Annotated in this window: 17 protein-coding genes; 13 read left to right on the forward strand and 4 right to left on the reverse strand. The window is 72.5% G+C overall.

The window, feature by feature from the left end:
* The first annotated feature begins 143 nt into the window (after positions 1-143).
* The 3 genes from ACFVHO_RS04905 (at position 144) to ACFVHO_RS04915 (ending at position 3947) form a co-directional block, all read left to right on the forward strand.
* Complete coding sequence (locus ACFVHO_RS04905; RefSeq protein ID WP_385710276.1) at positions 144-335, forward strand: hypothetical protein; 192 nt, start codon at positions 144-146, stop codon at positions 333-335.
* Between the two features lie 148 nt (positions 336-483).
* Positions 484-3594 carry an AAA family ATPase gene (locus ACFVHO_RS04910; RefSeq protein ID WP_385710279.1) on the forward strand — a complete coding sequence of 1037 codons (3111 nt, stop codon included), beginning with the start codon at positions 484-486 and terminating at the stop codon, positions 3592-3594.
* A 137-nt stretch (positions 3595-3731) separates the two neighbouring features.
* The gene (locus tag ACFVHO_RS04915; protein ID WP_385710282.1) at positions 3732-3947 is read left to right on the forward strand and encodes a DUF6191 domain-containing protein; all 216 of its coding nucleotides are present in this window, start codon (positions 3732-3734) and stop codon (positions 3945-3947) included.
* Between the two features lie 65 nt (positions 3948-4012).
* On the opposite strand, the gene ACFVHO_RS04920 is transcribed toward ACFVHO_RS04915, so the two are convergent.
* Both ACFVHO_RS04920 and ACFVHO_RS04925 read right to left on the reverse strand, forming a co-directional pair.
* A complete protein-coding gene (locus ACFVHO_RS04920; RefSeq protein WP_385710285.1) occupies positions 4013-5191 on the reverse strand; it encodes a PQQ-dependent sugar dehydrogenase in 1179 nt (392 codons plus the stop codon).
* Between the two features lie 88 nt (positions 5192-5279).
* Positions 5280-6278 (reverse strand): aldo/keto reductase, encoded by a 999-nt coding sequence (locus tag ACFVHO_RS04925; protein ID WP_385710288.1) that lies wholly within the window; start codon positions 6276-6278, stop codon positions 5280-5282.
* 106 nt (positions 6279-6384) lie between these two features.
* Between ACFVHO_RS04925 and ACFVHO_RS04930 the strand changes: the two genes are divergently transcribed.
* The 6 genes from ACFVHO_RS04930 (at position 6385) to serA (ending at position 16661) form a co-directional block, all read left to right on the forward strand.
* Positions 6385-7335 (forward strand): 2-hydroxyacid dehydrogenase, encoded by a 951-nt coding sequence (locus tag ACFVHO_RS04930; RefSeq protein WP_385710291.1) that lies wholly within the window; start codon positions 6385-6387, stop codon positions 7333-7335.
* 654 nt (positions 7336-7989) lie between these two features.
* Entirely contained in the window at positions 7990-11070 is a 3081-nt protein-coding gene (locus ACFVHO_RS04935) for a putative bifunctional diguanylate cyclase/phosphodiesterase (protein ID WP_385710617.1), read from the forward strand.
* Positions 11071-11323: 253 nt separating this feature from the next.
* Positions 11324-13183 carry an acetolactate synthase large subunit gene (locus tag ACFVHO_RS04940; RefSeq protein WP_385710294.1) on the forward strand — a complete coding sequence of 620 codons (1860 nt, stop codon included), beginning with the start codon at positions 11324-11326 and terminating at the stop codon, positions 13181-13183.
* Positions 13184-13218: 35 nt separating this feature from the next.
* Complete coding sequence (gene ilvN, locus ACFVHO_RS04945) at positions 13219-13743, forward strand: acetolactate synthase small subunit (RefSeq protein WP_385710619.1); 525 nt, start codon at positions 13219-13221, stop codon at positions 13741-13743.
* A gap of 86 nt (positions 13744-13829) precedes the next feature.
* The gene (gene ilvC, locus ACFVHO_RS04950; RefSeq protein WP_385710297.1) at positions 13830-14828 is read left to right on the forward strand and encodes a ketol-acid reductoisomerase; all 999 of its coding nucleotides are present in this window, start codon (positions 13830-13832) and stop codon (positions 14826-14828) included.
* A gap of 228 nt (positions 14829-15056) precedes the next feature.
* Positions 15057-16661, forward strand: coding sequence for a phosphoglycerate dehydrogenase (gene serA, locus ACFVHO_RS04955; RefSeq protein WP_385710300.1), 1605 nt, complete (start codon positions 15057-15059; stop codon positions 16659-16661).
* 91 nt (positions 16662-16752) lie between these two features.
* Here serA and ACFVHO_RS04960 read toward each other — a convergent pair whose 3' ends face one another.
* Entirely contained in the window at positions 16753-18384 is a 1632-nt protein-coding gene (locus ACFVHO_RS04960; RefSeq protein WP_385710303.1) for an MFS transporter, read from the reverse strand.
* 135 nt (positions 18385-18519) lie between these two features.
* Here ACFVHO_RS04960 and ACFVHO_RS04965 point away from each other — a divergent pair, with 135 nt between their 5' ends.
* From ACFVHO_RS04965 to ACFVHO_RS04975, 3 genes are all read left to right on the forward strand, one after another.
* A complete protein-coding gene (locus tag ACFVHO_RS04965; protein WP_385710306.1) occupies positions 18520-19212 on the forward strand; it encodes a TetR/AcrR family transcriptional regulator in 693 nt (230 codons plus the stop codon).
* Between the two features lie 76 nt (positions 19213-19288).
* Positions 19289-20323: a GlxA family transcriptional regulator gene (locus tag ACFVHO_RS04970; protein ID WP_385710309.1), complete on the forward strand. Its 1035-nt coding sequence runs from the start codon at positions 19289-19291 to the stop codon at positions 20321-20323.
* A 168-nt stretch (positions 20324-20491) separates the two neighbouring features.
* Complete coding sequence (locus tag ACFVHO_RS04975; protein ID WP_385710312.1) at positions 20492-21115, forward strand: isochorismatase family protein; 624 nt, start codon at positions 20492-20494, stop codon at positions 21113-21115.
* 15 nt (positions 21116-21130) lie between these two features.
* Here the strand turns inward: ACFVHO_RS04975 and ACFVHO_RS04980 are convergent, their stop codons facing one another.
* Entirely contained in the window at positions 21131-22459 is a 1329-nt protein-coding gene (locus tag ACFVHO_RS04980; protein ID WP_385710315.1) for a helix-turn-helix domain-containing protein, read from the reverse strand.
* Between the two features lie 150 nt (positions 22460-22609).
* Here ACFVHO_RS04980 and ACFVHO_RS04985 point away from each other — a divergent pair, with 150 nt between their 5' ends.
* On the forward strand, positions 22610-23536 hold the full coding sequence (locus tag ACFVHO_RS04985) for a proline dehydrogenase family protein (protein ID WP_385710318.1): 927 nt from the start codon (positions 22610-22612) through the stop codon (positions 23534-23536).
* Positions 23537-23586 lie beyond the last annotated feature (50 nt).

Genomic DNA, 23586 nt, shown 5'->3' on the forward strand with positions numbered 1-23586 from the left:
CACCCCTGCCCTAAGGCCCCCACCAGCCCCAAGATGCGGCACTCTCCCGATGTGCCACACCCCCCTGGCAGACGAAAGTGGAGTCATCGCCGAAAGCGAAGGCGAAACCCACCGAGCACCACCGAGAAGCCAGGGAGCACACCGTGTTCGAGTACGAACTCCACCAGCAGCGGACCGCCGAACTCGCCCAGGTCGCCCAGCACGACCGCCTCGTGCGGGAGGCCCGCAAGGCCCGCGCCGGCCGCCGGGGCCGAGGCGGCAACGAGGCCGAGGGGCGGGTGAGCCCCGGGCGCGTAGCGGAACGGATCACGGACCGCTTCACCCACGCCGCGTGACGGGCCGGGCGTGCCCGCCCCGCACCCGGTGCCCGGGGTGAACCCCACCCCGGGCACCCCACCCGAGGCCTCCGAGGCCGCACCGCCACCGGCCGCCCCGGTTTCGCCCACCGGGAAACGCCCTGCCACAAAGTCGCAGGTCTGTGCGATGCTCACCGCCATGGAGACCAGGTCCGTCAGCCCGGTTTTCGTCGGCCGGACCGACGAACTGGGCACACTGCAGGACGCGCTCGCCCGCGCCGCCGAAACGGCCGCGGGCGAGCCGCAGGCATTGCTGCTCGGCGGTGAGGCGGGCGTCGGCAAGACCAGGCTCCTCGAGGAGTTCGCCGCCGTGGCCTGCGCGCGCGGCGCGGTCGTCGCCGTCGGCGGCTGCGTCGAGATCGGCGCCGACGGACTGCCCTTCGCCCCCTTCTCCACCGCCCTGCGCACCCTGCGCCGCATGCTGCCCGACGAGTTCGCCGCGGCGGCCACGGGCCAGGAGGAGGAACTGGCCCGGCTGCTGCCCGAGCTGTGCGACTCGACCCCGCTCCACAGCACCGGCTGGCGCAGCGGCGAAGAGGCCACCGCCAGGCTCTTCGAGCTGACCGCACGCCTCCTTGAAGACCTCGCCGCCGAGCAGACCGTCGTCCTCGTCCTCGAAGACCTGCACTGGGCCGACGCCTCCACCCGCCACCTCCTGTCGTACCTCTTCCGCACGCTGCGCCGCGGCCGCCTCGTCGTCCTCGCCACCTACCGCGCCGACGACATCCACCGCCGCCACCCGCTGCGCCCCCTGCTCGCCGAACTCGACCGCCTGCGCACGGTCCGGCGCGTCGAGGTGGCCCGCTTCACCCGTGACGAGGTCGGGTGCCAGATGGCCGGGATCCTCGGCGCCGAGCCCGCGCCGAAGCTGGTCGACGACGTCTTCGCGCGCTCCGACGGCAACGCCTTCTTCGTCGAGGAACTCGCCGTCGCCTCCCACGGCGGCAGCTGCGCCGCCCTCACCGACTCGCTGCGCGACCTGCTGCTCGTCCGCGTCGAGGACCTGCCCGAGGACGCCCAGCGGGTGGCGCGGATCGTCGCCGAGGGCGGCTCCACCGTCGAGTACGACCTGCTCGCCGAGGTCAGCGGCCTCGCCGAGGACGACCTGATCGACGCCCTGCGCGCCGCCGTCGGCGCCAACATCCTCATCGCCTCGCCCGGCGGCGACGGCTACCGCTTCCGGCACTCCCTGGTCCGCGAGGCCGTCGGCGACGACCTGCTGCCCGGCGAGCGCTCCCGCATCAACCGCCGCTTCGCCACCACCCTGGAGGCCGACCCCGCGCTCGTCGCCCCCGACCAGCGCACCACCCGCCTCGCCAGCTACTGGTACCACGCCCACGACGCCGCCAAGGCCCTGCCCGCCGTCCTCAACGCCTCCGTCGAGGCCCGCTGCAGACACGCCTACGCCGAGCAACTGCGGCTCCTGGAGCGGGCGATGGAACTGTGGGACGCCGCCCCCGACGACGTCCGCGTCCAACTGCGCCCCGTCGACTACACCGAGGTCTACCCGCCCTGCGGCTGCGACCCCGAGACCACCCCGCTGCGCTATCTGGACCTGATGGCCGAGGCCGCCGTCGCGGGCCGCCTGTGCGGTGAGCGCGAACGCGCCCTGAAGATCACCAAGCGGGCCCTGCGGCTCCTGGACGACGAGCCCGACGCGCTGCGCGCCGCCTGGTTCTGGGTGCAGCGCTCCCGGCTCGTGCAGACCCTCGCCCGCGGCGACGGCTGGAAGGAGCTCGCCACCGCGCAGGACCTCGTCCGCGGCCTGCCGCCGTCGGTCGTGCACGCCGAGGTGCTCACCATGGTCGCCGGGTGGCTGATGCTCCACGAGCCGGGCCCGGAGGCCTTCGCCGCCGCCGAACAGGCCGTGGAGTACGCCCGCATGGTCGGCGCCCGCGACATCGAGCTGTCCGCCCGCCTCACCCTCGGCGGCCTGATGGTCGACGCGGGCGACATCGACGCCGGGCTCGCCGAGATGTTCGCCGTGCGCGAGCAGGTCCTCGCCGGCGGCAGCGTCGGCCCGATCGGCCGCACCTTCATCAACCTGCCGTCCGTCCTCGAAGGCATCGGCCGCTCCCGTGAGGCCGCCGAACTCCTCGACGAGGGCATCCGCCTCGCCCAGCGCTACGGCCTCCTCGAATCCGAGCCCTGGATGTGGGCCAACAAGGCCGAGGCGCTGTACGCCCTCGGCCGCTGGACGGAAGCCGTCGAAGCGGCCCGCCGCGCGGGCCTCAGCGCCAAGCCGCGCGGCGGCGCCTCCCTGCGCCTGGCCCACCTCGCGCTCGCCCGCGGTGACATCGCCGAGGCCGCCCACCAACTCGCCCAGGCCCGCGAGCACTTCGGCACCCATGACCCGATGCCGCAGAACTCCCTGCCGCTGCACCGCGTCGCCATCGGCGTCGCCGCGGGCGAGGGCCGCCTCCTCGACGCCCGCACCGAACTCGACCGCGCCGTCGCCGAGGGCTTCCCGCCCGGCACCCAGCGCTACGGCTGGCCGCTGCTCCTCGCCGCCGCCACCGCCGAGGCCGACGCCCGCGGCCTGCCCATCGCCGCCCCCGGCCGCGCCGACACCCTCCACCTCATCCGCACCACCGCCAAGGCCCTGCCCGCGACCGCCCCGGTCTGGCACGCGTACGAACTCTGGGTCCGCGCCGAACTCCTGCGCGCCGAAGGCCGCGCCACCCCCGAGGACTGGCTGGCCGCCCTCACCGCCGCCGGCCCGCTGGAGCGGCCCTACGACCTCGCCCGCGTCCGGCACCGGCTCGCCGCCGCCCTGCTCACGCCCGGAGGCGGGTCCGGAGCGGGATCCGGAGCAGGATCGGGAGGCGGATCCGGTGACGCCGACCGGGACCGCGCCGCCGAACTCCTCCGCCAGGCCGGAGCCGTCGCCGAGCACCTGGGCGCCCGCCCCCTCGCCGAGAGCGTCGAGCGGCTCGCCCAGCGCACCCGGCTCTCCCTCACCGGCGCGCCCCCGACCGCACCCGCCGACCCCGCCGACGCCCTCGGCCTGACCTCCCGCGAACGGGACGTCCTGCGCCTGGTCACCGCCGGCCGCACCAACCGCCAGATCGCCGAGGAACTGTTCATCTCCCCGAAGACGGCGAGCGTGCACGTCTCCAACATCCTCGGCAAGCTCGGCGTCGCGGGCCGCGGCGAGGCAGCGGCCCTCGCCCACCGCCTGCAGCTCTTCCCCGGCGACGGACCGCAGGCGGCCGACGCCGTGGTGCGCGCCCCCTAGGGCCTGGCCGATGGGTCGGACAGGCCCCAGGGGCGCACGGCTCCCCGCGCCCCTGGCGGGGCGCCCGTCCCGGCTCGTTTCCGGCGGCGTCGCTTACGCTGGGAAGGGCAGGACCACCGTCCGGCCTTGGAGGCGCAGTGTTCAACGTGTTCGAGCAGCTCTTCGCCCCGGGGCGCAAGCACACGGACGACGAGAACAAACGCTTGGAGCTGACGCGGGTCGACGTGGACGACGGTGACCCCGGCCGCGGCCCGATAGACCTGTCCTCCGGCAAGGTCGTGGTGCGGGTGCCGCAGCAGGCTCCCGGGGACAGCGCCGACCGCGCGGATCCTGAGGGTGGGTCTGAGGCCTGAGGCCCGGCCGCTGACGCTGGGTTCCGTGGACGCCGGACTCCTTCGCCCGCCGCTTCACCGGCGCCTCACTTCACGCGCACCTCCAGAATCCTGTCGTCCTCCTTCCCCGGGGTCCCCCGGGAGTCGGTCTCGCTGGTCACCAGCCACAGCTTGTCGCCGCCCGCCGCGACCACCGTGCGCAACCGTCCGTACTCCTCCTTGAGGAACGCCTCCGTCTTCGGCTCCCCGGCCACGCCCCGCACCGGGATCCGCCACAGCCGCTGGCCGCGCAGGCCCGCCATCCAGACCGAGCCCTTCGCGTAGGCAACGCCGCTCGGCGAGGCCTCGGACGTCTTCCACTGGGCGACGGGCGCGTGGAAGGCGTCATCGGAGTCGCCCTTGCCCTCGACCTCCGGCCAGCCGTAGTTGTCGCCGGCCTTGATCTCGTTCAGCTCGTCCCAGGTGTCCTGGCCGAACTCCGAGGCCCACAGGCGCTTGTCCTCGTCCCAGTCCAGGCCCTGGACGTTCCGGTGGCCGTACGAATACACGGGGGAGCCGTCGAAGGGGTTGCCCGGGGCCGGGGCGCCGTCCGGGGTCAGGCGCAGGATCTTGCCGCCGAGGGACTTCTTGTCCTGCGCCAGATCCGTCTCACCGGTCTCGCCCGTGCCCGCGTACAACATCTTGTCCGGGCCGAAGGCGATCCGCCCGCCGTTGTGGATCACGCCCTTCGGGATGTCCTTGAACACCGTGTCGGGGGCGCCCAGTTGCTGGCCGGACGGCTTCTTCTCGTCGTACAGCATGCGGGCGATGCGGTTGTCCGACTCGGTGGTGAAGTAGGCGTACACCTGGTGGTCGGACGCGTACGTCGGGGAGAGGGCGAGGCCCATCAGGCCGCCCTCGCCCGCCGCGGCGACGCCGGGCACCGAGCCGACCTCGGTCTTCTTGCCGCTCTCGCCGTCGATTCGGGTGATCGTGCCCTCGTCGCGCGAGGACACAAGGAGGTCACCGCCCGGCAGCGGGGCCAGGCCCCAGGGGGACTTCAGGCCCGTGGCGAGCGTCTTGGTGACCTCGGCCGAGCCCTTCTCCGGCGGTGCGTCGGAGGCGTCGCCCGACGGCGACGCGCCCGGGTCGGCGGAGCCGGACTCCGCGCTCTTGTTCTCCGAAGGGCCGTCGTCGTCCGACGAGCACCCGGCCGCCAGCAGGAGCGCGGCGGCGGCCAGCACGGCCGTCGCGGCGGCACGACGAGGATGGTGAGCACTCAGCACGGTCAGGATCCCTTCGACGCGGAGCTTCTACTGTTCATACACCGCAGCCGCCCCGCAGGTTCCCATCCACCGCGCGCCATTTCCGACGTCAGTCCCACGACCCCTGCGCCGGAGGCAGCGCCGCCAGCTCCGCCAGGTCCACGGATGTCAGCGCCACCCCGGCGGCCCCGGCGTTCTCCCGCGCCCAGCGCTCCCGCTTCGCGCCCGGTATCGGCACCACCTGCGGACCCTGTGCGAGCACCCACGCCAGCGCCACCTGCGCGGGCGTCGCGCCGTACCGTTCCGCCACCCGGCGCAGGCCCACCACCAGCGGCTGGTTGGCCGCCATCATCTCGGCGGTGAACCGGGGATGCCGGGCCCGCAGGTCGTCCGGCTCGAAGCCCTGCCCCGGCGTCAGCGTGCCGGTGAGGAAGCCGTTGCCCAGCGGCATCGCCGCGAGCAGCCCCACACCGCGCGCCGCGCACCACGGCAGCAGCGCCACCAGCGCCTCCGGCGACCACACCGAGAGCTCGGCCTGTACCGCCGCCACCGGGAAGACCTGCTGGACGCGCTCCAACTGCCGGATCGTGGCGTCGTGAAGACCCGTGCCCGCCGCCGCGCGACGGCCCGCCCTGGCGCCCACCGCACACAGCCCGAGCGCGCGCACCTTCCCGGCCGACACCAGCTCGGCCATCGCGCCCCAGGTCTCCTCGACGGGCACCTCGGGGTCGGCGCGGTGCAGCTGGTACAGGTCGATGGTGTCCGTCTGCAGGCGCCGCAGCGACGCGTCGCAGGCCCGCTTCACATAGCCGGGGCGACCGTTGGCGACGATGTGCTGCTCGCCGACGAGCAACCCGCACTTCGTCGACACGAAGGCCTCCGCGCGCCGCTCCTTGAGCACCCGGCCGATCAACAGCTCATTGGTGAACGGCCCGTACATGTCCGCCGTGTCGAGGAGAGTCGACCCCTCGTCGAGCGCCGCGTGCACCGTCCGCATCGAGGCGTCACCGCGCTGTCGGGAGCCGGTGTAGGCCCAGCTCATCGGCATGCAGCCGAGTCCGACGGCGCCCACCCCGAGCGCCCCCGCGCCGATCGTCCTGCGCTCCACCTGGCCGTACCCTCCCCTGTCCGGTGATCTTCGTCCGGGCGGCCCCCAACGTAACCTCTGCGCCCACCCGCGCCGCGTGCGGCCTGTGCGCATTAGCCTCCTGGGCATGACGACCGACGTATGGCTGCCCGTGGCAGCGTCCGAGATCGAGGGTCTGCCGGCCGCCCAGGACGAGGGCTTCACCTACCGATTCTGGGACGGCGGCGACGACTATCCCGCCGACCCCGCCGACTGTGTCTTCTACGGGGTCCCCTACATGATCGACCCCGCGGTCTGCGCGCGCCCACTGGCCAGGATGACGTCCCTGCGCGTCGTCCAGACCCTGACCGCGGGCGTCGACCACGTGCTGCCCGCCGTCGAACAGCTCGCTCCGGGTGTTCAGTTGTGCAACGCGCGCGGGGTGCACGAAGCCAGCACCGCCGAGCTCGCCCTGACACTGACCCTCGCCTCCCTGCGGGGCATTCCGCGTTTTGTGGAGGGACAGCGGGTACAGGAGTGGCGCCAGGGGTTCAACCCGGCCCTCGCCGACAAGTCCGTCCTCATCGTGGGCTACGGAGCGATCGGTTCGGCGATCGAGGACCGGCTCACGGGCTTCGAGTGTGCGCGGGTGGCGCGCGTTGCGCGCTCCGAGCGTGCCACGGCGCGCGGTCCTGTGCTTCCGCTCTCCGAACTGCCCCGACTGCTGCCCGAAGCCGATGTCGTGATCCTCTCCACGCCGCTCACCGACTCCACGCGCGGAATGGTGAACGCCGATTTCCTCGCGCACATGAAGGACGGCGCGCTCCTGGTGAACGTGGCCCGCGGCCCCGTCGTCGACACCAAGGCGCTCCTGGCCGAGCTGGAGAGCGGCCGCCTCACCGCGGCCCTCGACGTCACCGACCCGGAGCCGCTGCCCCCCGGTCACCCCTTGTGGCAGGCCCCTGGCGTGCTCATCAGCCCGCACGTGGGCGGCCCGACATCCGCGTTCCTGCCCCGCGCCAAGCGCCTGCTGTCCGGCCAGTTGAACCGGTACGCCGCCGGGGAGCCGCTCGCCAACGTCGTCCTGACGACCGCGTAGCCAAGGGGCGCGGAAGCGGTAGGGAACGTTCCGCGCACGCTCCGCACCCGCCCGCGTGCGCCGCGTGTCCGCATTGACCCTGGCAGTCACGGAGAGTAGAGCGACCCTGTCCCTGAGTGACGAGACTGGTGTATCGTCCCGACTGGGGATGCGCCGTGGACCATTCGGCGCCGGGGACGTGGCAACAGGACTGCGAGGGGGGCGACGGGCGATGTGCGGCCTATGGGCGAACGATCCGACGCGGCGGGACCACCGCCGACAACTCTCGCGCACACCGATCCGCAGACGCCGGGACGCCACCCGGCGTCACCGACTGCTGCGCCGCTCCGGTGGCCTGTGCCCGGCCTGTGGCCGCCCACGGCCGCCGCGCACCCGGCCGCCCCGCACGAGCCCACCGCGTCCGACCCCGTCGTGCACGAGCACAGCGCGCATGAACCGACCCCGCACCAGCTTGCCGCGTACGACCCCGTCGTGCGCGCGGCCACGCCGCACCGCGCGGCGGATCAGCGACCTCCGCACCGTGAGTCCGCCCTGTCGCGGCCCCGCACCGGGCCCGGTCCGTGGACGTGGCGCCCCTGGCCGGGGCGTCGCCGCGAGGAGCGGGGCGGGCCGGTGAGCGGGCAGTCGGCTTCCGCGACCGTCCTGGAGAGCAGGATCGGGCCGCCCGCGCCGCCGCCGGGAGCGCCGCTGACCCGGCGCCCGGCCCCCGGCTCCGGACTCCTCTCGCAGGTCGTCCTGCTGCTGGTCTGCGGGGGATACGCGACCGGGTCCGCGCTCGGCTGGGGATCGGACCGCCTGGCGCTCGTCATGGGCGACTTCGGGCTCAGCACCGCCGCCGCCATCGCCGCCGTCTCCTGCTTCCGGTACTCCCGGACCCGTCGCAGCCGCTTTCGACCCGCCTGGCTGCTGTTCGCGCTCTCCTCGGCGATGGCAGCCTGCGGCAACGCCGTCTGGGGTTGGTACGAGGTCGTTCTCGAACGCCCCGTGCCCAGCCCTGGCTACGCCGACCTGTTCTTCCTGTGCTTCGCGCCGCCCGCCATCATCGGGCTGCTCGTGCTCGCCAAGCGGCCGGTCACGAAGGCCGGCTGGGTGTGCCTCGCGCTCGACGCCTGGCTCATCGGCGGCTCCCTGCTCACGCTCTCCTGGAGCCTCGCCCTCGCGCACAACGCGCAGTTCGAGGGCCCCAGCGTCGCGCACGCCGCGCTGTCGCTCGCGTATCCGCTCCTGGACATCGCGCTCGTCAGCATGGTCCTCGCGCTGCACTTCAGGCGCTCCTCGGCGAACCGCACCGCCGTGAACACCGCCATCGGCGCCCTCGCCCTCACGGTGATGTGCGACGCGCTGTTCACCTCGCCGATGCTGCACGCGAGTTACCGCTCGGGTCAGCTCCTCGACGCGGGCTGGTTCGCCGGTTCGCTCCTGCTCGCCTACGCGCCGTGGGCGGCGTCCGGACACACCCGCGGCGACTCGGGGTCCGCCCGCGCCGACGAGAGCCCGGTGCGCGCGGCGTACCGGGCGTACGGCAGAACCCGTGCCGACGGCCGCGGCCCCCGGGCGCACGACGAGCGCTACGACCGCGACGACCGTCCCGGCGAGCGCCCCGACGGCCGCGGGCGGTACGCCACCACCCGCCCCATCGCCGGATCGCTCGCCGCCCTCACGCCCTACCTGGCCGCGGCCGTCTGCACCCTGGGGATCCTCTACAACGTCCTCAACGGCCGCAGCGTCGACGAAGTCGTGCTGTTCACCGCGGGCACGGTCGTCCTCGCACTCGTGGTGCGCCAGGGCATCATGCTGCTCGACAACATCACGCTCACCCAGGAACTGGCCCAGAAGGAGAACCACTTCAGGTCCCTGGTCCAGGGCTCCAGCGACGTCATCATGATCGCCGCGCCCAGCGGCATCCTGCGCTACGTCAGCCCGGCCGCCGCCGGGGTCTACGGCCGCGAGGCCGACGACCTCGTGGGATCCGAACTGGCCACGCTCATCCACCCCGAGGACCTCGGCCGCGTCGTCCACGAAGTGCGCCGCTTCCTCGCCGCCAACCCCGTGGAGGAACCCACCACCCGCATCGAATGCCGCTTCAAGTCCGGCTGCGGCGACTGGCTCAACGTCGAGTCCACCGTCAACCGCCACCACGGCGGCCTCATCTTCAACAGCCGTGACGTCACCGAACGCGTGCGCCTGCAGGCGCAGTTGCAGCACAACGCCGAGCACGACCCACTCACCGACCTGCCCAACCGGGCACTCTTCACCCGCCGAGTCGCCGCCGCGCTCGGCGGTCGCAGAGTGACCGACCGGGGCACCGCGGTCCTCTTCATCGACCTCGACGGATTCAAGGCCGTCAACGACACCATCGGGCACCAGGCGGGCGACGCCCTGCTCGTGCAGTCCGCCCAGCGGCTCCAGGAGGCCGTCCGCGCCTCGGACACCGCGTCCCGGCTCGGCGGGGACGAGTTCGCCGCTCTCATCGTCGGCGACGGCACCCGCGACCAGGCCGCCCGCGAGCGGCACATCTTCGAGCTGGCCGACCGCCTGCGGATCCGCCTCTCCCAGCCCTACGACATCGACGGCAACGACGTCCGGGTCGCCGCGTCCATCGGCGTGGCCTTCGCCGAACCGGGCGTCGGCGCGGGCGAGTTGCTGCGCAACGCCGACCTCGCGATGTACCGCGCGAAGGCGGCGGGCAAGGGCCGCGTCGAGCTGTACGCGCCCCAGATGCAGGCCGACGTGGCACGCAAGGCCGAGCTGGCCACGCGGCTGCGCAGCGCCCTGCACGACGGCGAGTTCGTGCTCCTGCACCAGCCCGTGGTGTCCCTGGAGACCGGCCGGGTCACCTCCGTGGCGGCCCAGGCGCGCTGGCGCTCGGCCCAGGGCATCCTCTTCACGCCGGCCGAGTTCCTGCGCACCGCCGACGGCGGCGACCGCGCCGCCGAGCTGGGCCGCTGGCTCCTGGAGGAAGCCGTCGAGCAGGCCGCCGAGCGCGGCAGAACGGGCCACGCGGTGCCCATCTGCGTGCGGGTCGGCGCCCGCCGCCTGGTCGACCGCTCCATGCCGCTCGGCTCCATCGAGGCGCTGCTCACCCGGCACGGTCTGCCCTCCGGCGGACTCGTCATCGAGCTGGCCGACAGCGACCCGAGGGTGTCCGTGGACGACCTGGAGCGTCGTCTGGCGTCCCTGCGCCGCCTCGGCGTCCGCGTCGCCCTCGACGGGTTCGGCAGCGGCAGCGCGGCGATCACGGCGCTGCGCAGGCTCCCCGTGGACGTACTGAAACTGGACCGCGGTCTGGTCGAGGGCGTCGTGGAGTCCGCGCGGCTCCACAAGATCACCTCGGGGCTGCTGCGGATCGCGGGCGACCTGGGCCTGTGCTCCGTCGCCGAAGGCGTCGACCTGCCCGAACAGGTCATCGCCCTGCGCGCGATGGGCTGCACGCACGGGTACGGCATGGCGTTCTCGGGCCCGCTCGACGAGTACCGGCTGCGCCGGGCGCTCACGGTGGGGGAGTATCCCGTGCCGCACGGCGCCGTGGAGCCGGTGTGTGTGGGCGGCCCGTCCGAGCCCGCTGTCTACGGGGAGGGTGCGCCCGCCTTCAAGGCCGCCTCGGCGGCGTACGGCGATTCGCCTACGCCCTTCGGCGGGCCCACGACACCCTTCGGCGCGGCGGGGGCGGCTCTCGCGGCCGGATCTCCCTCCTATGGGCGCTCACATAATGAGACGCCCGTCCCACCTACTTGACAGGTGTGGCGCGCCAGGGGGAGGGTCAGAGCCATGCGCACCCGAATTCTCGTACTTGGAAAGCGCGTCGGCTGAAGCTGGGACGCACCGGTCCGGACACCGGAAACACCCAGCGACCGCACCCGGCGCGCTCCCCTCGCTTGCCTCACGGCACGAGGGGTTTTTTGTTGCACTGGCACCTGCCAAACCCTGGCAAAAACCCCGCGCCACCCCCGCAGAATCCTCAGCAAAGACCCTCAGCTTCGAGAAGAGAATGCCGATGACCGAGCAGGCCACCGGGGCCCACCATCCGCAGCCCCGGCCCCGATCCTCAGGACCGCAGTCCGTCGCCGTCGAGCACGTCACGGGCGCGCAGTCGCTGATCCGTGCACTCGAGGAAGTCGGGGCCGACACGGTATTCGGCATTCCCGGAGGCGCCATCCTCCCCGCGTACGACCCGATGATGGACTCCACCCGGGTGCGCCACATCCTGGTCCGCCACGAGCAGGGCGCAGGCCACGCGGCCACCGGGTACGCGCAGGCCACCGGCAAGGTCGGCGTCTGCATGGCGACGTCGGGCCCCGGCGCCACCAACCTGGTCACGCCCATCGCGGACGCCCACATGGACTCCGTCCCGCTGGTCGCGATCACCGGCCAGGTGGCGTCCAAGGCGATCGGCACGGACGCCTTCCAGGAGGCGGACATCGTCGGCATCACCATGCCGATCACCAAGCACAACTTCCTGGTCACCAAGGCCGAGGACATCCCGCGCACCATCGCGGAGGCCTTCCACATCGCCGCCACCGGCCGCCCCGGCCCGGTCCTCGTCGACATCGCCAAGGACGCCCTGCAGGCGCGCACCACGTTCTCCTGGCCGCCCCAGCAGGAGCTGCCCGGCTACCGCCCGGTGACCAAGCCGCACGCCAAGCAGATCCGCGAGGCCGCGAAGCTCATCACCGCCGCCAAGCGCCCCGTCCTGTACGTCGGCGGCGGCGTCATCAAGGCCGGTGCCACCGCCGAGCTGAAGGTCCTCGCCGAACTCACCGGAGCGCCCGTCACCACCACCCTGATGGCGCTCGGCGCGTTCCCCGACAGCCACCCGCTGCACGTGGGAATGCCGGGCATGCACGGTGCGGTCACCGCCGTCACCGCGCTGCAGAAGGCCGACCTGATCGTCGCCCTCGGAGCCCGCTTCGACGACCGCGTCACCGGCAAGCTGGACAGCTTCGCCCCGTACGCGAAGGTCGTGCACGCCGACATCGACCCCGCCGAGATCGGCAAGAACCGCACCGCGGACGTCCCGATCGTCGGCGACGCCCGCGAGGTCATCGCCGACCTGGTGCAGGCCATCCAGGCCGAGCACACGGCAGGCCACACCGGTGACTATGCCGCCTGGTGGACCGACCTCAACCGCTGGCGCGAGACGTACCCGCTCGGCTACGACCACCCGGACAACGGTCAGCTCTCGCCGCAGCAGGTCATCGAGCGCATCGGCCAGCTGGCCCCGGAGGGCACGATCTTCGCCGCGGGCGTCGGCCAGCACCAGATGTGGGCCGCGCACTTCATCCAGTACGAGCAGCCCGCGACCTGGCTCAACTCCGGCGGCGCCGGGACCATGGGCTACGCCGTCCCGGCCGCGATGGGCGCGAAGGCGGGACAGCCCGACCGCACGGTCTGGGCGATCGACGGCGACGGCTGCTTCCAGATGACCAATCAGGAACTGACCACCTGCGCCCTGAACAACATCCCGGTCAAGGTCGCCATCATCAACAACGGCGCCCTCGGCATGGTCCGCCAGTGGCAGACGCTGTTCTACAACCAGCGCTACTCCAACACCGTGCTGCACAGCGGCCCGGAGGCGGACGGCAAGCAGCCGAGCGCCGGCACCCGGGTCCCGGACTTCGTCAAGCTGTCCGAGGCGATGGGCTGTCACGCGATCCGCTGCGAGGACCCGGCCGACCTGGACAAGGTCATCGAAGAGGCCAACTCCATCAACGACCGCCCCGTCGTGATCGACTTCATCGTCCACGAGGACGCCCAGGTGTGGCCGATGGTCGCCGCAGGCACCTCCAACGACGAGGTCATGGCCGCCCGGGGCGTGCGCCCCGACTTCGGCGACAACGAAGACGACTGAGAGCAGCAGGAAGAGGAATGACCGCCATGACCCCCATGTCGAAGCACACGCTCTCGGTCCTCGTCGAGAACACCCCCGGCATCCTGGCCAGGATCGCCGCCCTCTTCTCCCGCCGCGGCTTCAACATCGACTCCCTCGCCGTCGGCGTCACCGAGCACCCTGACATCTCCCGCATCACCATCGTCGTGAATGTCGAGGAACTCCCGCTCGAACAGGTCACCAAGCAGCTCAACAAGCTGGTCAACGTCCTGAAGATCGTCGAACTCGAGCCGGGTGCGGCCGTGCAGCGCGAGCTGGTCCTCGCCAAGGTGCGCGCCGACAACGAGACCCGCTCCCAGATCGTCGAGATCGTCCAGCTGTTCCGCGCCAAGACCGTGGACGTCTCCCCGGAGGCGGTCACCATCGAGGCCACCGGCAGCAGCGACAAGCTGGAGGCCATGCTCAAGATGCTGGAACCCTTCGGCATCAAGGAGCTGGTGCAGTCCGGCACCATCGCGATCGGCCGCGGCTCGCGCTCCATCACCGACCGCAGCCTGCGCGCGCTCGACCGCACCGCCTGACGTTCCGCATTCCGGAACCCCCCGACCTTCCTGACCGAGCCCGCCGTACGGTGGGACGCAACATCAGCACACATAGGAGATATCCAGTGGCCGAGCTGTTCTACGACGCCGACGCCGACCTGTCCATCATCCAGGGCCGCAAGGTCGCGGTCATCGGTTACGGCAGCCAGGGTCACGCCCACGCCCTCTCGCTGCGCGACTCCGGTGTGGACGTGCGGGTCGGCCTGCACGAGGGCTCCAAGTCCAAGGCGAAGGCCGAGGAGCAGGGCCTGCGCGTGGTCACGCCCGCCGAGGCCGCCGCCGAGGCCGACGTCATCATGATCCTGGTGCCGGACCCGATCCAGGCCCAGGTCTACGAGGAGTCCATCAAGGACCACCTCAAGGAGGGCGACGCGCTCTTCTTCGGCCACGGCCTGAACATCCGCTTCGGCTTCATCAAGCCCCCGGCGGGCGTCGACGTCGCCATGGTCGCGCCCAAGGGCCCGGGTCACCTGGTGCGCCGTCAGTACGAGGAGGGCCGCGGCGTCCCGTGCATCGCGGCGGTCGAGCAGGACGCCACCGGCAAGGGCTTCGAGCTGGCCCTGTCGTACGCCAAGGGCATCGGCGGCACCCGCGCGGGCGTCATCAAGACGACCTTCACCGAGGAGACCGAGACCGACCTCTTCGGCGAGCAGGCCGTCCTCTGCGGCGGTACGGCCGCGCTGGTCAAGGCCGGCTTCGAGACCCTCGTCGAGGCGGGCTACCAGCCGGAGATCGCCTACTTCGAGTGCCTGCACGAGCTGAAGCTCATCGTCGACCTGATGTACGAGGGCGGCCTGGAGAAGATGCGCTGGTCGGTCTCCGAGACCGCCGAGTGGGGCGACTACGTCACCGGCCCGCGCATCATCACCGACGCCACCAAGGCCGAGATGAAGAAGGTCCTCGCCGAGATCCAGGACGGCACCTTCGCCCAGCAGTGGATGGACGAGTACCACGGCGGTCTGAAGAAGTACAACGAGTACAAGACGCAGGACTCCGAGCACCTCCTGGAGACCACCGGCAAGGAGCTGCGCAAGCTCATGTCGTGGGTGGACGAGGACAAGTAGGCCGCACGTCGGGGCCGGGGCGAGCGCCCCGGCCCCGACGTTGTCCGCCGCGTCCAGCCACGTCCGGGTGATCCTTCCAGTGAGGCGCATAAGGCACCCGGACGCGCCACTACACTGCAAACCACATTCGCGTCAGGCCCACAGCGTCGTGCGTCTTCCACGCGGTAGCCACCTCCACCGCCTGCGGCCGTCGGGACGGCCGTCCGCTTTGGACTAGTGAGGACTCACGTGAGCACTGCTGCCAACGGCAAACCGGTCGTACTCATCGCTGAAGAGCTGTCGCCCGCGACCGTCGACGCCCTGGGCCCGGACTTCGAGATCCGGCACTGCAACGGCGCGGACCGCGCCGAGCTGCTGCCCGCCATCGCCGACGTCGACGCCGTCCTGGTCCGCTCCGCGACCAAGGTCGACGCCGAGGCCATCGCCGCCGCCCCCAAGCTGAAGGTCGTCGCCCGCGCGGGCGTGGGCCTCGACAACGTCGACGTCTCCGCCGCCACCAAGGCCGGCGTGATGGTCGTCAACGCCCCGACGTCGAACATCGTCACCGCCGCCGAGCTGGCCTGCGGTCTGCTCGTCGCCACCGCCCGCAACATCCCGCAGGCCAACACCGCCCTCAAGAACGGCGAGTGGAAGCGCTCCAAGTACACCGGCGTGGAGCTGGCCGAGAAGACGCTCGGCGTCGTCGGCCTCGGGCGGATCGGCGCGCTCGTCGCCCAGCGCATGAGCGCCTTCGGCATGAAGGTCGTCGCCTACGACCCGTACGTGCAGCCCGCCCGCGCCGCCCAGATGGGCGTGAAGGTCCTCTCCCTCGACGAGCTCCTCGAAGTCTCCGACTTCATCACCGTGCACCTGCCGAAGACCCCCGAGACCCTCGGCCTCATCGGCGACGACGCGCTGCACAAGGTCAAGCCGTCCGTGCGCATCGTCAACGCCGCGCGCGGCGGCATCGTCGACGAGGAGGCGCTGTACTCCGCCCTCAAGGAGGGCCGCGTCGCGGGCGCCGGACTCGACGTGTACGCCAAGGAGCCGTGCACCGACTCCCCGCTCTTCGAGCTCGACCAGGTCGTCTGCACCCCGCACCTCGGCGCCTCCACCGACGAGGCCCAGGAGAAGGCGGGCATCTCCGTCGCCAAGTCCGTGCGGCTCGCCCTCGCGGGCGAGTTGGTGCCCGACGCCGTGAACGTCCAGGGCGGCGTCATCGCCGAGGACGTGCGCCCCGGCCTGCCCCTCGCCGAGAAGCTCGGCCGGATCTTCACCGCCCTCGCGGGCGAGGTCGCCGCGCGGCTCGACGTCGAGGTGTACGGCGAGATCACCCAGCACGACGTCAAGGTGCTCGAACTCTCCGCCCTCAAGGGCGTGTTCGAGGACGTCGTCGACGAGACCGTGTCGTACGTCAACGCCCCCCTCTTCGCCCAGGAGCGCGGCGTCGAAGTGCGGCTCACCACCTCCTCCGAGTCGCCCGACCACCGCAACGTCGTCACCGTGCGCGGCACCCTCGGCGACGGCGAGGAGATCGCCGTGTCCGGCACGCTCGCCGGGCCCAAGAACCACCAGAAGATCGTGGCCGTCGGTGACTACGACGTCGATCTCGCGCTCGCCGACCACATGGTCGTCCTCCGGTACGCGGACCGGCCCGGTGTCGTCGGCACCGTCGGGCGCGTGCTCGGCGAGGCAGGGATCAACATCGCCGGGATGCAGGTCGCCCGTGCCGATGTCGGGGGTGAGGCGCTCGCCGTCCTCACCGTCGACGACACGGTGCCGCAGCCGGTCCTGGCGGAGCTGTCCGAGGAGATCGGGGCGGCTTCGGCGCGGTCGGTGAACCTGGCGGACTAGGGCCCTGCGGGGCTTTCCCCAGTCCCGCCCCTTCCCGAAACCGGGGGCTGCGCCCCCGGACCCCCGCTGATCGGCGCTCCGCGCCTCGTCCTCAAACGCCGGACGGGCTGAAACCATCCAGCCCCTCCGGCGTTTGAGGAGCGGGGTCTGGGGCGGAGCCCCAGTTCGGGAAGGGGCGGGATCGGGGAGCTCCGCGCAGCGCCACTGCCGCAACTCCCGCCGCCGCGAGCAGCACCCCCGCCCCCACCACCGCGGCCATATGCATGCCGCTGGTGAACGACGACCGCGCCGCCGCCACAAGCGCCTCCGCCGCAGGCGAGGGCAAGTGCGCGGCGACGGCCACCGCGCCGCCGAGTGTCTCCCGCGCCTCATCCGGCGCCCCCGCGGGCATCTCCCCGCGATACACCGCCGTACCGACCGACCCGAGCAGCGCCATCCCGAGCGCCCCGCCGAACTCCTGCCCGGTCTCCAGGAGCGACGACGCCGCCCCGGCCTTCTCGGCGGGCGCCGCCCCCAGCGCCAGGTCGGTCAGCTGCGAGCCGACGACGACCGCGCCGCAGGCCAGCACGCCCGCCCCGGCGAGCACCGTCCACATCGCGTCGGTGTCCGCGAGGAACAGCAGCCCGTACCCGCACGCCGCGACCGCGAAGCCGCCCGCGACCACATACGCCCGGTCGACGCCGCGCCCCACCAGCGCCGTCGCGACCGGTGCCGCGCAGCCGATGAGGACCGAGGGGAGCAGCGCCCACAGGGCCGCCTCCAGCGCGCTCTTGCCGAGGACGGACTGCAGGTACTGCGTCGTGTAGTACGCCGAACCCATCATCGCGAACGACGAGATGAGGTTGAGGAGGACGGCGGGGCCGAAGCCGCGCGCCCCGCGGAACAGGGCGGGGGAGATCAGCGGTGACGCGGCCGTGCGCTGGCGGCGGACGAAGAGGGCGGCGAAGACGAGGCCCACGGCGATCGACACGACGTACTCCTGGTGCGGGCCCTCGGAGGGGATCTCCTTGAGGCCGTAGACGACGGGGAGCACCGCCGCCAGGGAGAGGGGCACGCTCAGGAGGTCGAAGCGGCCCGGGTGCGGGTCCCTGGACTCCGGGATGAGGACCGGCGCGAGGACCAGGAGCAGCGCCATCGCGGGCAGGTTCACCAGGAACACCGAGCCCCACCAGAAGAACTCGACGAGCACCCCGCTGAGCACCGAGCCGAGCGCGACACCGGCGACGAGCACACCGGACCAGATGCCGATCGCCTGCGCGCGCTGCCCGGGGTCGCGGAACAGGGTGCGCACCAGCGCGAGCGTGGACGGCATCAGGGTGGCGCCGCCGATGCCGAGGACGGCGCGGGCGGCGATGAGGAGTTCGGCGCTGTCGGCGTACGCGGCGGTGAGGGAGGCCGCGCCGAACGCGGCGGCGCCGCAGAGCAGCAGCTTGCGGCGGCCCACGCGGTCGCCCAACGAGCCCATGGTCATGAGCAGTCCGGCGAGCACGAAGGCGTACACGTCGAAGATCCACAGCTGTTGGGTGCCGGTCGGCTCCAGGTCGGCGTTGATCGCGGGAACCGCGAAGTACAGGACCGAGACGTCCATCGAGACGAGCAGCAGCGGCAGCATCAGGACGGCCAGGGCCGTCCACTCCTTGCGGCCCGCTCGGGCGGGGACGGGTGCGGAGGTCAGGGGCGGCGGCGACTGCGGGGGTGGGGACGAGGGTGGGTTCGTAGGCATGACCGGGACTGTACGGGCGTATAAAACAACTGTCTAGTACGGACGTGTGAGACTGGCGTGTGAGACGGGTGTGTGGGACGAGCGTGTGGGACGAGCGTGTGGGACGGGTGTCTGGATCGTGGGTAGGGTTGGTGCATGGGACACCGTGAGGATCTGCTCGAAGGCGCCAAGCGCTGCCTGCTGGAGAAGGGGTTCGTGCGCACCACGGCCCGCGACGTCGTCAAGGAGTCGGGGACGAACCTCGCGTCGATCGGGTACCACTACGGCTCGAAGGACGCTCTGCTCGCGCAGGCCTACATCGCGCTCATCGAGTCCATCGGCGACGCCTTCGACCCGGTGGGCGACGCGGGCGGGGCGCCGGGCGGCTCCCTCGAGCGGTTCCGGGAGGTGTGGGGCAACGTCATCCGTACGTTCCCCGAGGCGCGCGGGGTGTGGTTGCTCAGCCTGGAGTTCGTCACCCACGGCGACCGGCTGCCCGGAGTGCGCGAACTCGTCGCCAGGGCGCAGCGGGAGGGGCGCGCGGGGCTCGCCGCGCTGCTGCTCGACGTCGACGAGGGCACGCTGGGCGACGACGTCCTCGACGCGGAGGGGCGGCTCTACGCGACGCTGCTCAACGGGCTGATGGTGCAGTGGCTCTTCGACCCGGACTCGGCGACGGACGCGGCGCAGCTGACGGAGGGACTGCGGCGCGTGATGGAGCGGGCGGGGGCGCCTGGGGTGGCGAGGGAGCCTCGGAAGGGCGGGGCGCCTGGGGTGGATGAGGTGCCCCGGGTGGATGGGGCGCCCGGGGTGGATGGGGTGCCCGGGGCGGGCAGGGCTGACGGCTGACGCGGGTCTCCGGTGTGGCCGGATGTGACAGAAGCCCGTCATTGTGGATGTGCGGGGCGCGGGCGACGATAAGTGCATGCCCCGCTCCCGACGCATCGTCATCGCGGTCTTCCCGGACGTCGACCTTCTCGACGTGACCGGTCCGGCCGAGGTGTTCGCGCTGGCCAACCGGGAGACCGGCGGCCGCGCGGGCTACGACGTGCAGCTGGCGGGACCGACCGGCGGCGCCGTCACCACGTCGGCGGGGGTGCGGCTCCTCGCCGACCTCTCCTTCGCCGAGGTCGCCGAGGTCGCCGAGGTCGGCGGGGGCGGCGGGGGCGGTGTCGGGGGGTGTGGCGGTGTCATCGACACGCTGCTCGTGCCCGGAGCCGTCGACATGCTCCCCGAAGGTCCGGTCGCCCGGATCGACCAGGACGTCGTGGCGTGGGTGAAGCAGACCGCGCCCGGCGCCCGGCGGGTGGCGTCGGTGTGCGTCGGCGCGCACGTCCTCGCCGCGGCGGGGCTGCTCGACGGGAAGCGGGTGACCACCCACTGGTCGACCGCCGCCCAACTCGCCGCCGAACACCCGGCGGTGACGGTCGACCCCGACCCGATCTTCGTGCGGTCCGGGCGGGTGTGGACCGGGGCGGGCATCAGCGCCTGTATGGATCTGGCGCTCGCCCTGGTGGCCGAGGACCTGGGCGAGAAGGTCGCCCTCACGGTGGCCAGGCAACTGGTGATGTACCTCAAGCGCCAGGGCGGGCAGAGCCAGTTCTCCGTACCGCTGAGCCGGCCGCCCGCGTCCCGGCGGGACATCGAGGAGCTGCGGATGTACATCGCGGAGCACCTCGACGCCGACCTGTCGGCGGCGGCGCTCGCCGGGCGGATGTCCCTCAGCGAACGGCACTTCGCGCGGGTCTTCCGCCAGGAGACCGGCACCGGGCCCGCCGCCTACGTCGAGGCCGTCCGGGTGGAGGCGGCCCGCCGCCTCCTCGAAAGCACCGACGAACCGCTCGAACAGGTCGCCGCGGCCAGCGGGTTCGGCTCCGTGGAGACCCTGCACCGGGCGCTGCGCAAACAGATCGACACGACCCCCGCGGCCTATCGCCGCCGCTTTCGCACCACCACCTGATCCACATCTGATCCACATCTGATCCACCCGCCTGATCCGTCCATCTGATCCGCCGGATCCGGCACCACCTTCACCCACCGGCCCCGGGCCCCGGGCACACACGCGAGCCGTGCGGCTTCGCCGTGCCCGCGCGCCCGTCGCGTACCCACCTCGAAAGGAACCTCAGCCATGACCGCTGCCACGAAGCCCTCCGCCACCCTCCGCGAGGTGATCGGCCTGGAGGCCGGGCTGCCCCGGCTCGGTGACACCACCCTGATCCTGATCGACTACCAGAACACGTACACCACCGGCGTGATGGAGCTGGAGGGCGCGCGCGAGGCGCTCGCCGCCGGCGCTCGGCTCCTGGCCGCCGCCCGCGCCGCCGGCATCCCCGTGATCCACGTCGTGAACGACGGGGGCGAGGGCACTCCCTACGACATCCGCGCGGAGATCGGCGCCGTCTGCGACGAGGTCGCCCCCGTCGACGGGGAGCCCGTCGTGGTCAAGCAGTTCCCCAACTCCTTCCACGACACCCGGCTCCAGGAGGTCCTCGGTGAGCTGGGCGTCGAGGCGGGCGCGGAGCTGGTGCTCGCCGGGTTCATGACGCACATGTGCGTCACCTTCACCGCCCAGGGGGCCTTCAACCTCGGCTACCGGCCCACCGTCGTCGCCGAGGCCACCGCCACCCGCACCCTCGCCGACACCGACGGCACCGCCCTGCCCGCGACGGCCCTGCACACCGCCGCGCTGGCCACGATCGGCGACCTGTTCGGCCGGGTCGCGCCGACGGTGGACGACCTGGTCACGACCTGATCGGCCAGGCGTCCGCTACAGGCGCGACGCCTTGAGGACCATGTGCAGCAGGAGCCGGTCCTCGCCCTCGTCCAGGTCCAGCTTCGTGAGCTGCTCCACGCGCGAGAGGCGGTAGTAGAGGGTCTGGCGGTGGATGCCCAGCTCGGCCGCCGCGCGTCCCGCCTGGCCCGCGCGGTCGAGGAACACCTCGGCCGTGCGGGCCAGTTCGCGATGGGTGGGGGAGAGGAGTTCGCGGGCCGCCGCGTCCCGCGCCGCCTCCGGGGGAAGGGCCGTGAGCAGCCGGTAGGGCCCGATGTCCGACCAGCGCGCGAGCGGCGCGAACCGCGGTTCGGCGAGCGCCGCCCGCGCCGCCGCCGTCGCCTCGCCCCAGGCCGCCCCCAGGTCGTCGAGCCCCCGCCGCGCCCCGGCCACCCCGGCCGCCGCGCCCTGCCCCGCCGACTCCGCCAGGCGCGCGGCCGCCGTGAGGGCGGGCGTCAGGGCGTCCGCCGACCGGAGGCGCACCAGGACCGCGAGCGCCTGGCCGAGGACGCCGGGCGCGGTGGCCCACGGCACCGTGCACAGCGCCGCCGCGCCCGGCACCGTCCGCAGTGCGGGCGCCTCGTCCGGGTCGGCGATCGGGTCGGGGGCGGGGGCGGCGGCCGCCGGTCCGCCGCCGGAGTGCCGTCGGGAGCCGGGGGAGTGCCAGGGCGCCACGCACACCAGGGCGTGCGGCCCGTCCGCGCGCGGCCCGAGCGCCGTGTGCAGCGCCGCCACCGTCATGTCCCGCTGCCAGCCGCGCTCCGCCGTCAGGGCCGCCCGGAACTCCCGGGTGAGGTCGGCGCCCGCCTGGGCCTCCTCCGCGAGCAGCGCCCCGATCCGCGCGGCCACCTCCATGGCGGCGGTGAGCTGGGCGTCCGTGGGGCCCGGCTCGTCGTCGAGCAGCCAGACGTAGCCCAGGGCGAAACCCCGATGGCGTACCGGGAGGCAGACGCGGCCGCGGTGCACGCCCGCTTCCGGGGTGGGCGGGATCCGGACCGGGCTTGTGGCGCGGGTGATGCCGAAGCTCTCGAACCAGGCGCGGACCTGGGCGGTGGAGCGGCGGGTGAGGATCGAGCGGGTCCTGACCGGGTCGAGGTCGGGCGCGTCGAGGCCGTCGCCGCCGTCGTGGGCGCCGAAGGCGATCAGCTCGAAGTCGCGGTTCTCCAGCGTGGCGGGCGCGCCGAGCAGGGTCGAGATCTCGTCGACCAGTTCCTGGTAGTCGCCCTTCACCCGCTGCCGCCCTTCGCTCGCGCCCGTGCCGTACGAAGCCCGTCCCGGGCCCGTCCGGAATCCATTGTCACGCAGTCCAGCCCGCCCCTCATACATATGTCTGAGATCCAGCCCACGGATGCGTGACAGGTGTCGATGGCCCACGGTCGGAGGGATCCATAAGTTTCACGGTGGTTCTCCGTGTCGTACCGGTTTTGTCGCAAAATTGTCGGTACGGCACTCGCTCGTACTCCCGTGGAGGTGCCCGTGCTGGGTCCCGTGATCCTTGCCGCGTCGCGCAGTGACCAGATGCGCCGTTTCGTGTCGGCGGCGCCGGGCACCAAGCAGGTCGTCGACCGGTTCATCGCCGGTGAGACGGTCGACCAGGTGGTCCCGATCGTCGTCGACGCCGCCGACAAGGGCCTCGAGGTCACCCTGGACGTGGTGGGCGAGGACATCACCACCGTCGAGCAGTCCCACGCCGCGCGCGACGCCTACCTGGAGCTCATCGACCGGCTCAAGGACCTCGGCCTCGGCACCAAGGCCGAGATGTCCGTGAAGCTGTCGATGTTCGGACAAGCGCTGGAGGGCGGCCACGAACTGGCCCTCGCCAATGTCCGGCCCGTCGTGGAGGCCGCCGCCGCGATCGGCACCACCGTCACCCTCGACGCCGAGGACCACACCACCCTCGACTCGATGTTCGCCATCCACGAGGAGCTGCGGCAGGACTTCCCGCAGACGGGCTGCGTGATCCAGTCGTACCTGTTCCGCACCGAGGACGACGCCCGCCGCCTGGCCGCCAACGGCAGCCGCGTGCGCATCGTGAAGGGCGCCTACAAGGAGCCCGCCTCCGTCGCGTACCAGGACAAGGCCGAGATCGACAAGGCGTACGTCCGGATCCTGAAGATCCTCATGGAGGGCTCCGGCTACCCCATGATCGGGTCCCACGACCCGCGACTCATCGCCATCACCCAGGAGCTCGCGCGCCGCGCCGGGCGCAAACTGGACGAGTACGAATTCCAGATGCTGTACGGCATCCGCAGCGACGAGCACCTGCGACTCGCCGCCGAAGGCCACCGGATGCGCGTGTACACCGCCTACGGCACCGACTGGTACGGCTACTTCATGCGCCGTCTCGCGGAGAAGCCGGCGAACCTGCTGTTCTTCGCCCGGTCGGTCCTCACCAAGGGCTGAGCCCGCCCCCGGCCGCCAGATTTCCCCCGCACAAAGGAGTTACGGAACTC

This window comes from Streptomyces sp. NPDC127108 (genome assembly GCF_042677545.1).
Taxonomy (GTDB): Bacteria; Actinomycetota; Actinomycetes; order Streptomycetales; family Streptomycetaceae; genus Streptomyces.

What these genes read in the sequence shown, in the direction of transcription:
- ACFVHO_RS04975 (WP_385710312.1), top strand. Translation starts at nt 20,492, where the DNA reads ATGACCGCTGCCACGAAGCCCTCCGCCACCCTCCGCGAGGTGATCGGC.
- ACFVHO_RS04910 (WP_385710279.1), top strand. Translation starts at nt 484, where the DNA reads ATGCTCACCGCCATGGAGACCAGGTCCGTCAGCCCGGTTTTCGTCGGC.
- ACFVHO_RS04960 (WP_385710303.1), bottom strand. Translation starts at nt 18,384, where the DNA reads ATGCCTACGAACCCACCCTCGTCCCCACCCCCGCAGTCGCCGCCGCCC.
- ACFVHO_RS04970 (WP_385710309.1), top strand. Translation starts at nt 19,289, where the DNA reads ATGCCCCGCTCCCGACGCATCGTCATCGCGGTCTTCCCGGACGTCGAC.
- ACFVHO_RS04980 (WP_385710315.1), bottom strand. Translation starts at nt 22,459, where the DNA reads ATGTATGAGGGGCGGGCTGGACTGCGTGACAATGGATTCCGGACGGGC.
- ACFVHO_RS04940 (WP_385710294.1), top strand. Translation starts at nt 11,324, where the DNA reads ATGCCGATGACCGAGCAGGCCACCGGGGCCCACCATCCGCAGCCCCGG.
- ilvN (WP_385710619.1), top strand. Translation starts at nt 13,219, where the DNA reads ATGTCGAAGCACACGCTCTCGGTCCTCGTCGAGAACACCCCCGGCATC.
- ACFVHO_RS04930 (WP_385710291.1), top strand. Translation starts at nt 6,385, where the DNA reads ATGACGACCGACGTATGGCTGCCCGTGGCAGCGTCCGAGATCGAGGGT.
- ACFVHO_RS04965 (WP_385710306.1), top strand. Translation starts at nt 18,520, where the DNA reads ATGGGACACCGTGAGGATCTGCTCGAAGGCGCCAAGCGCTGCCTGCTG.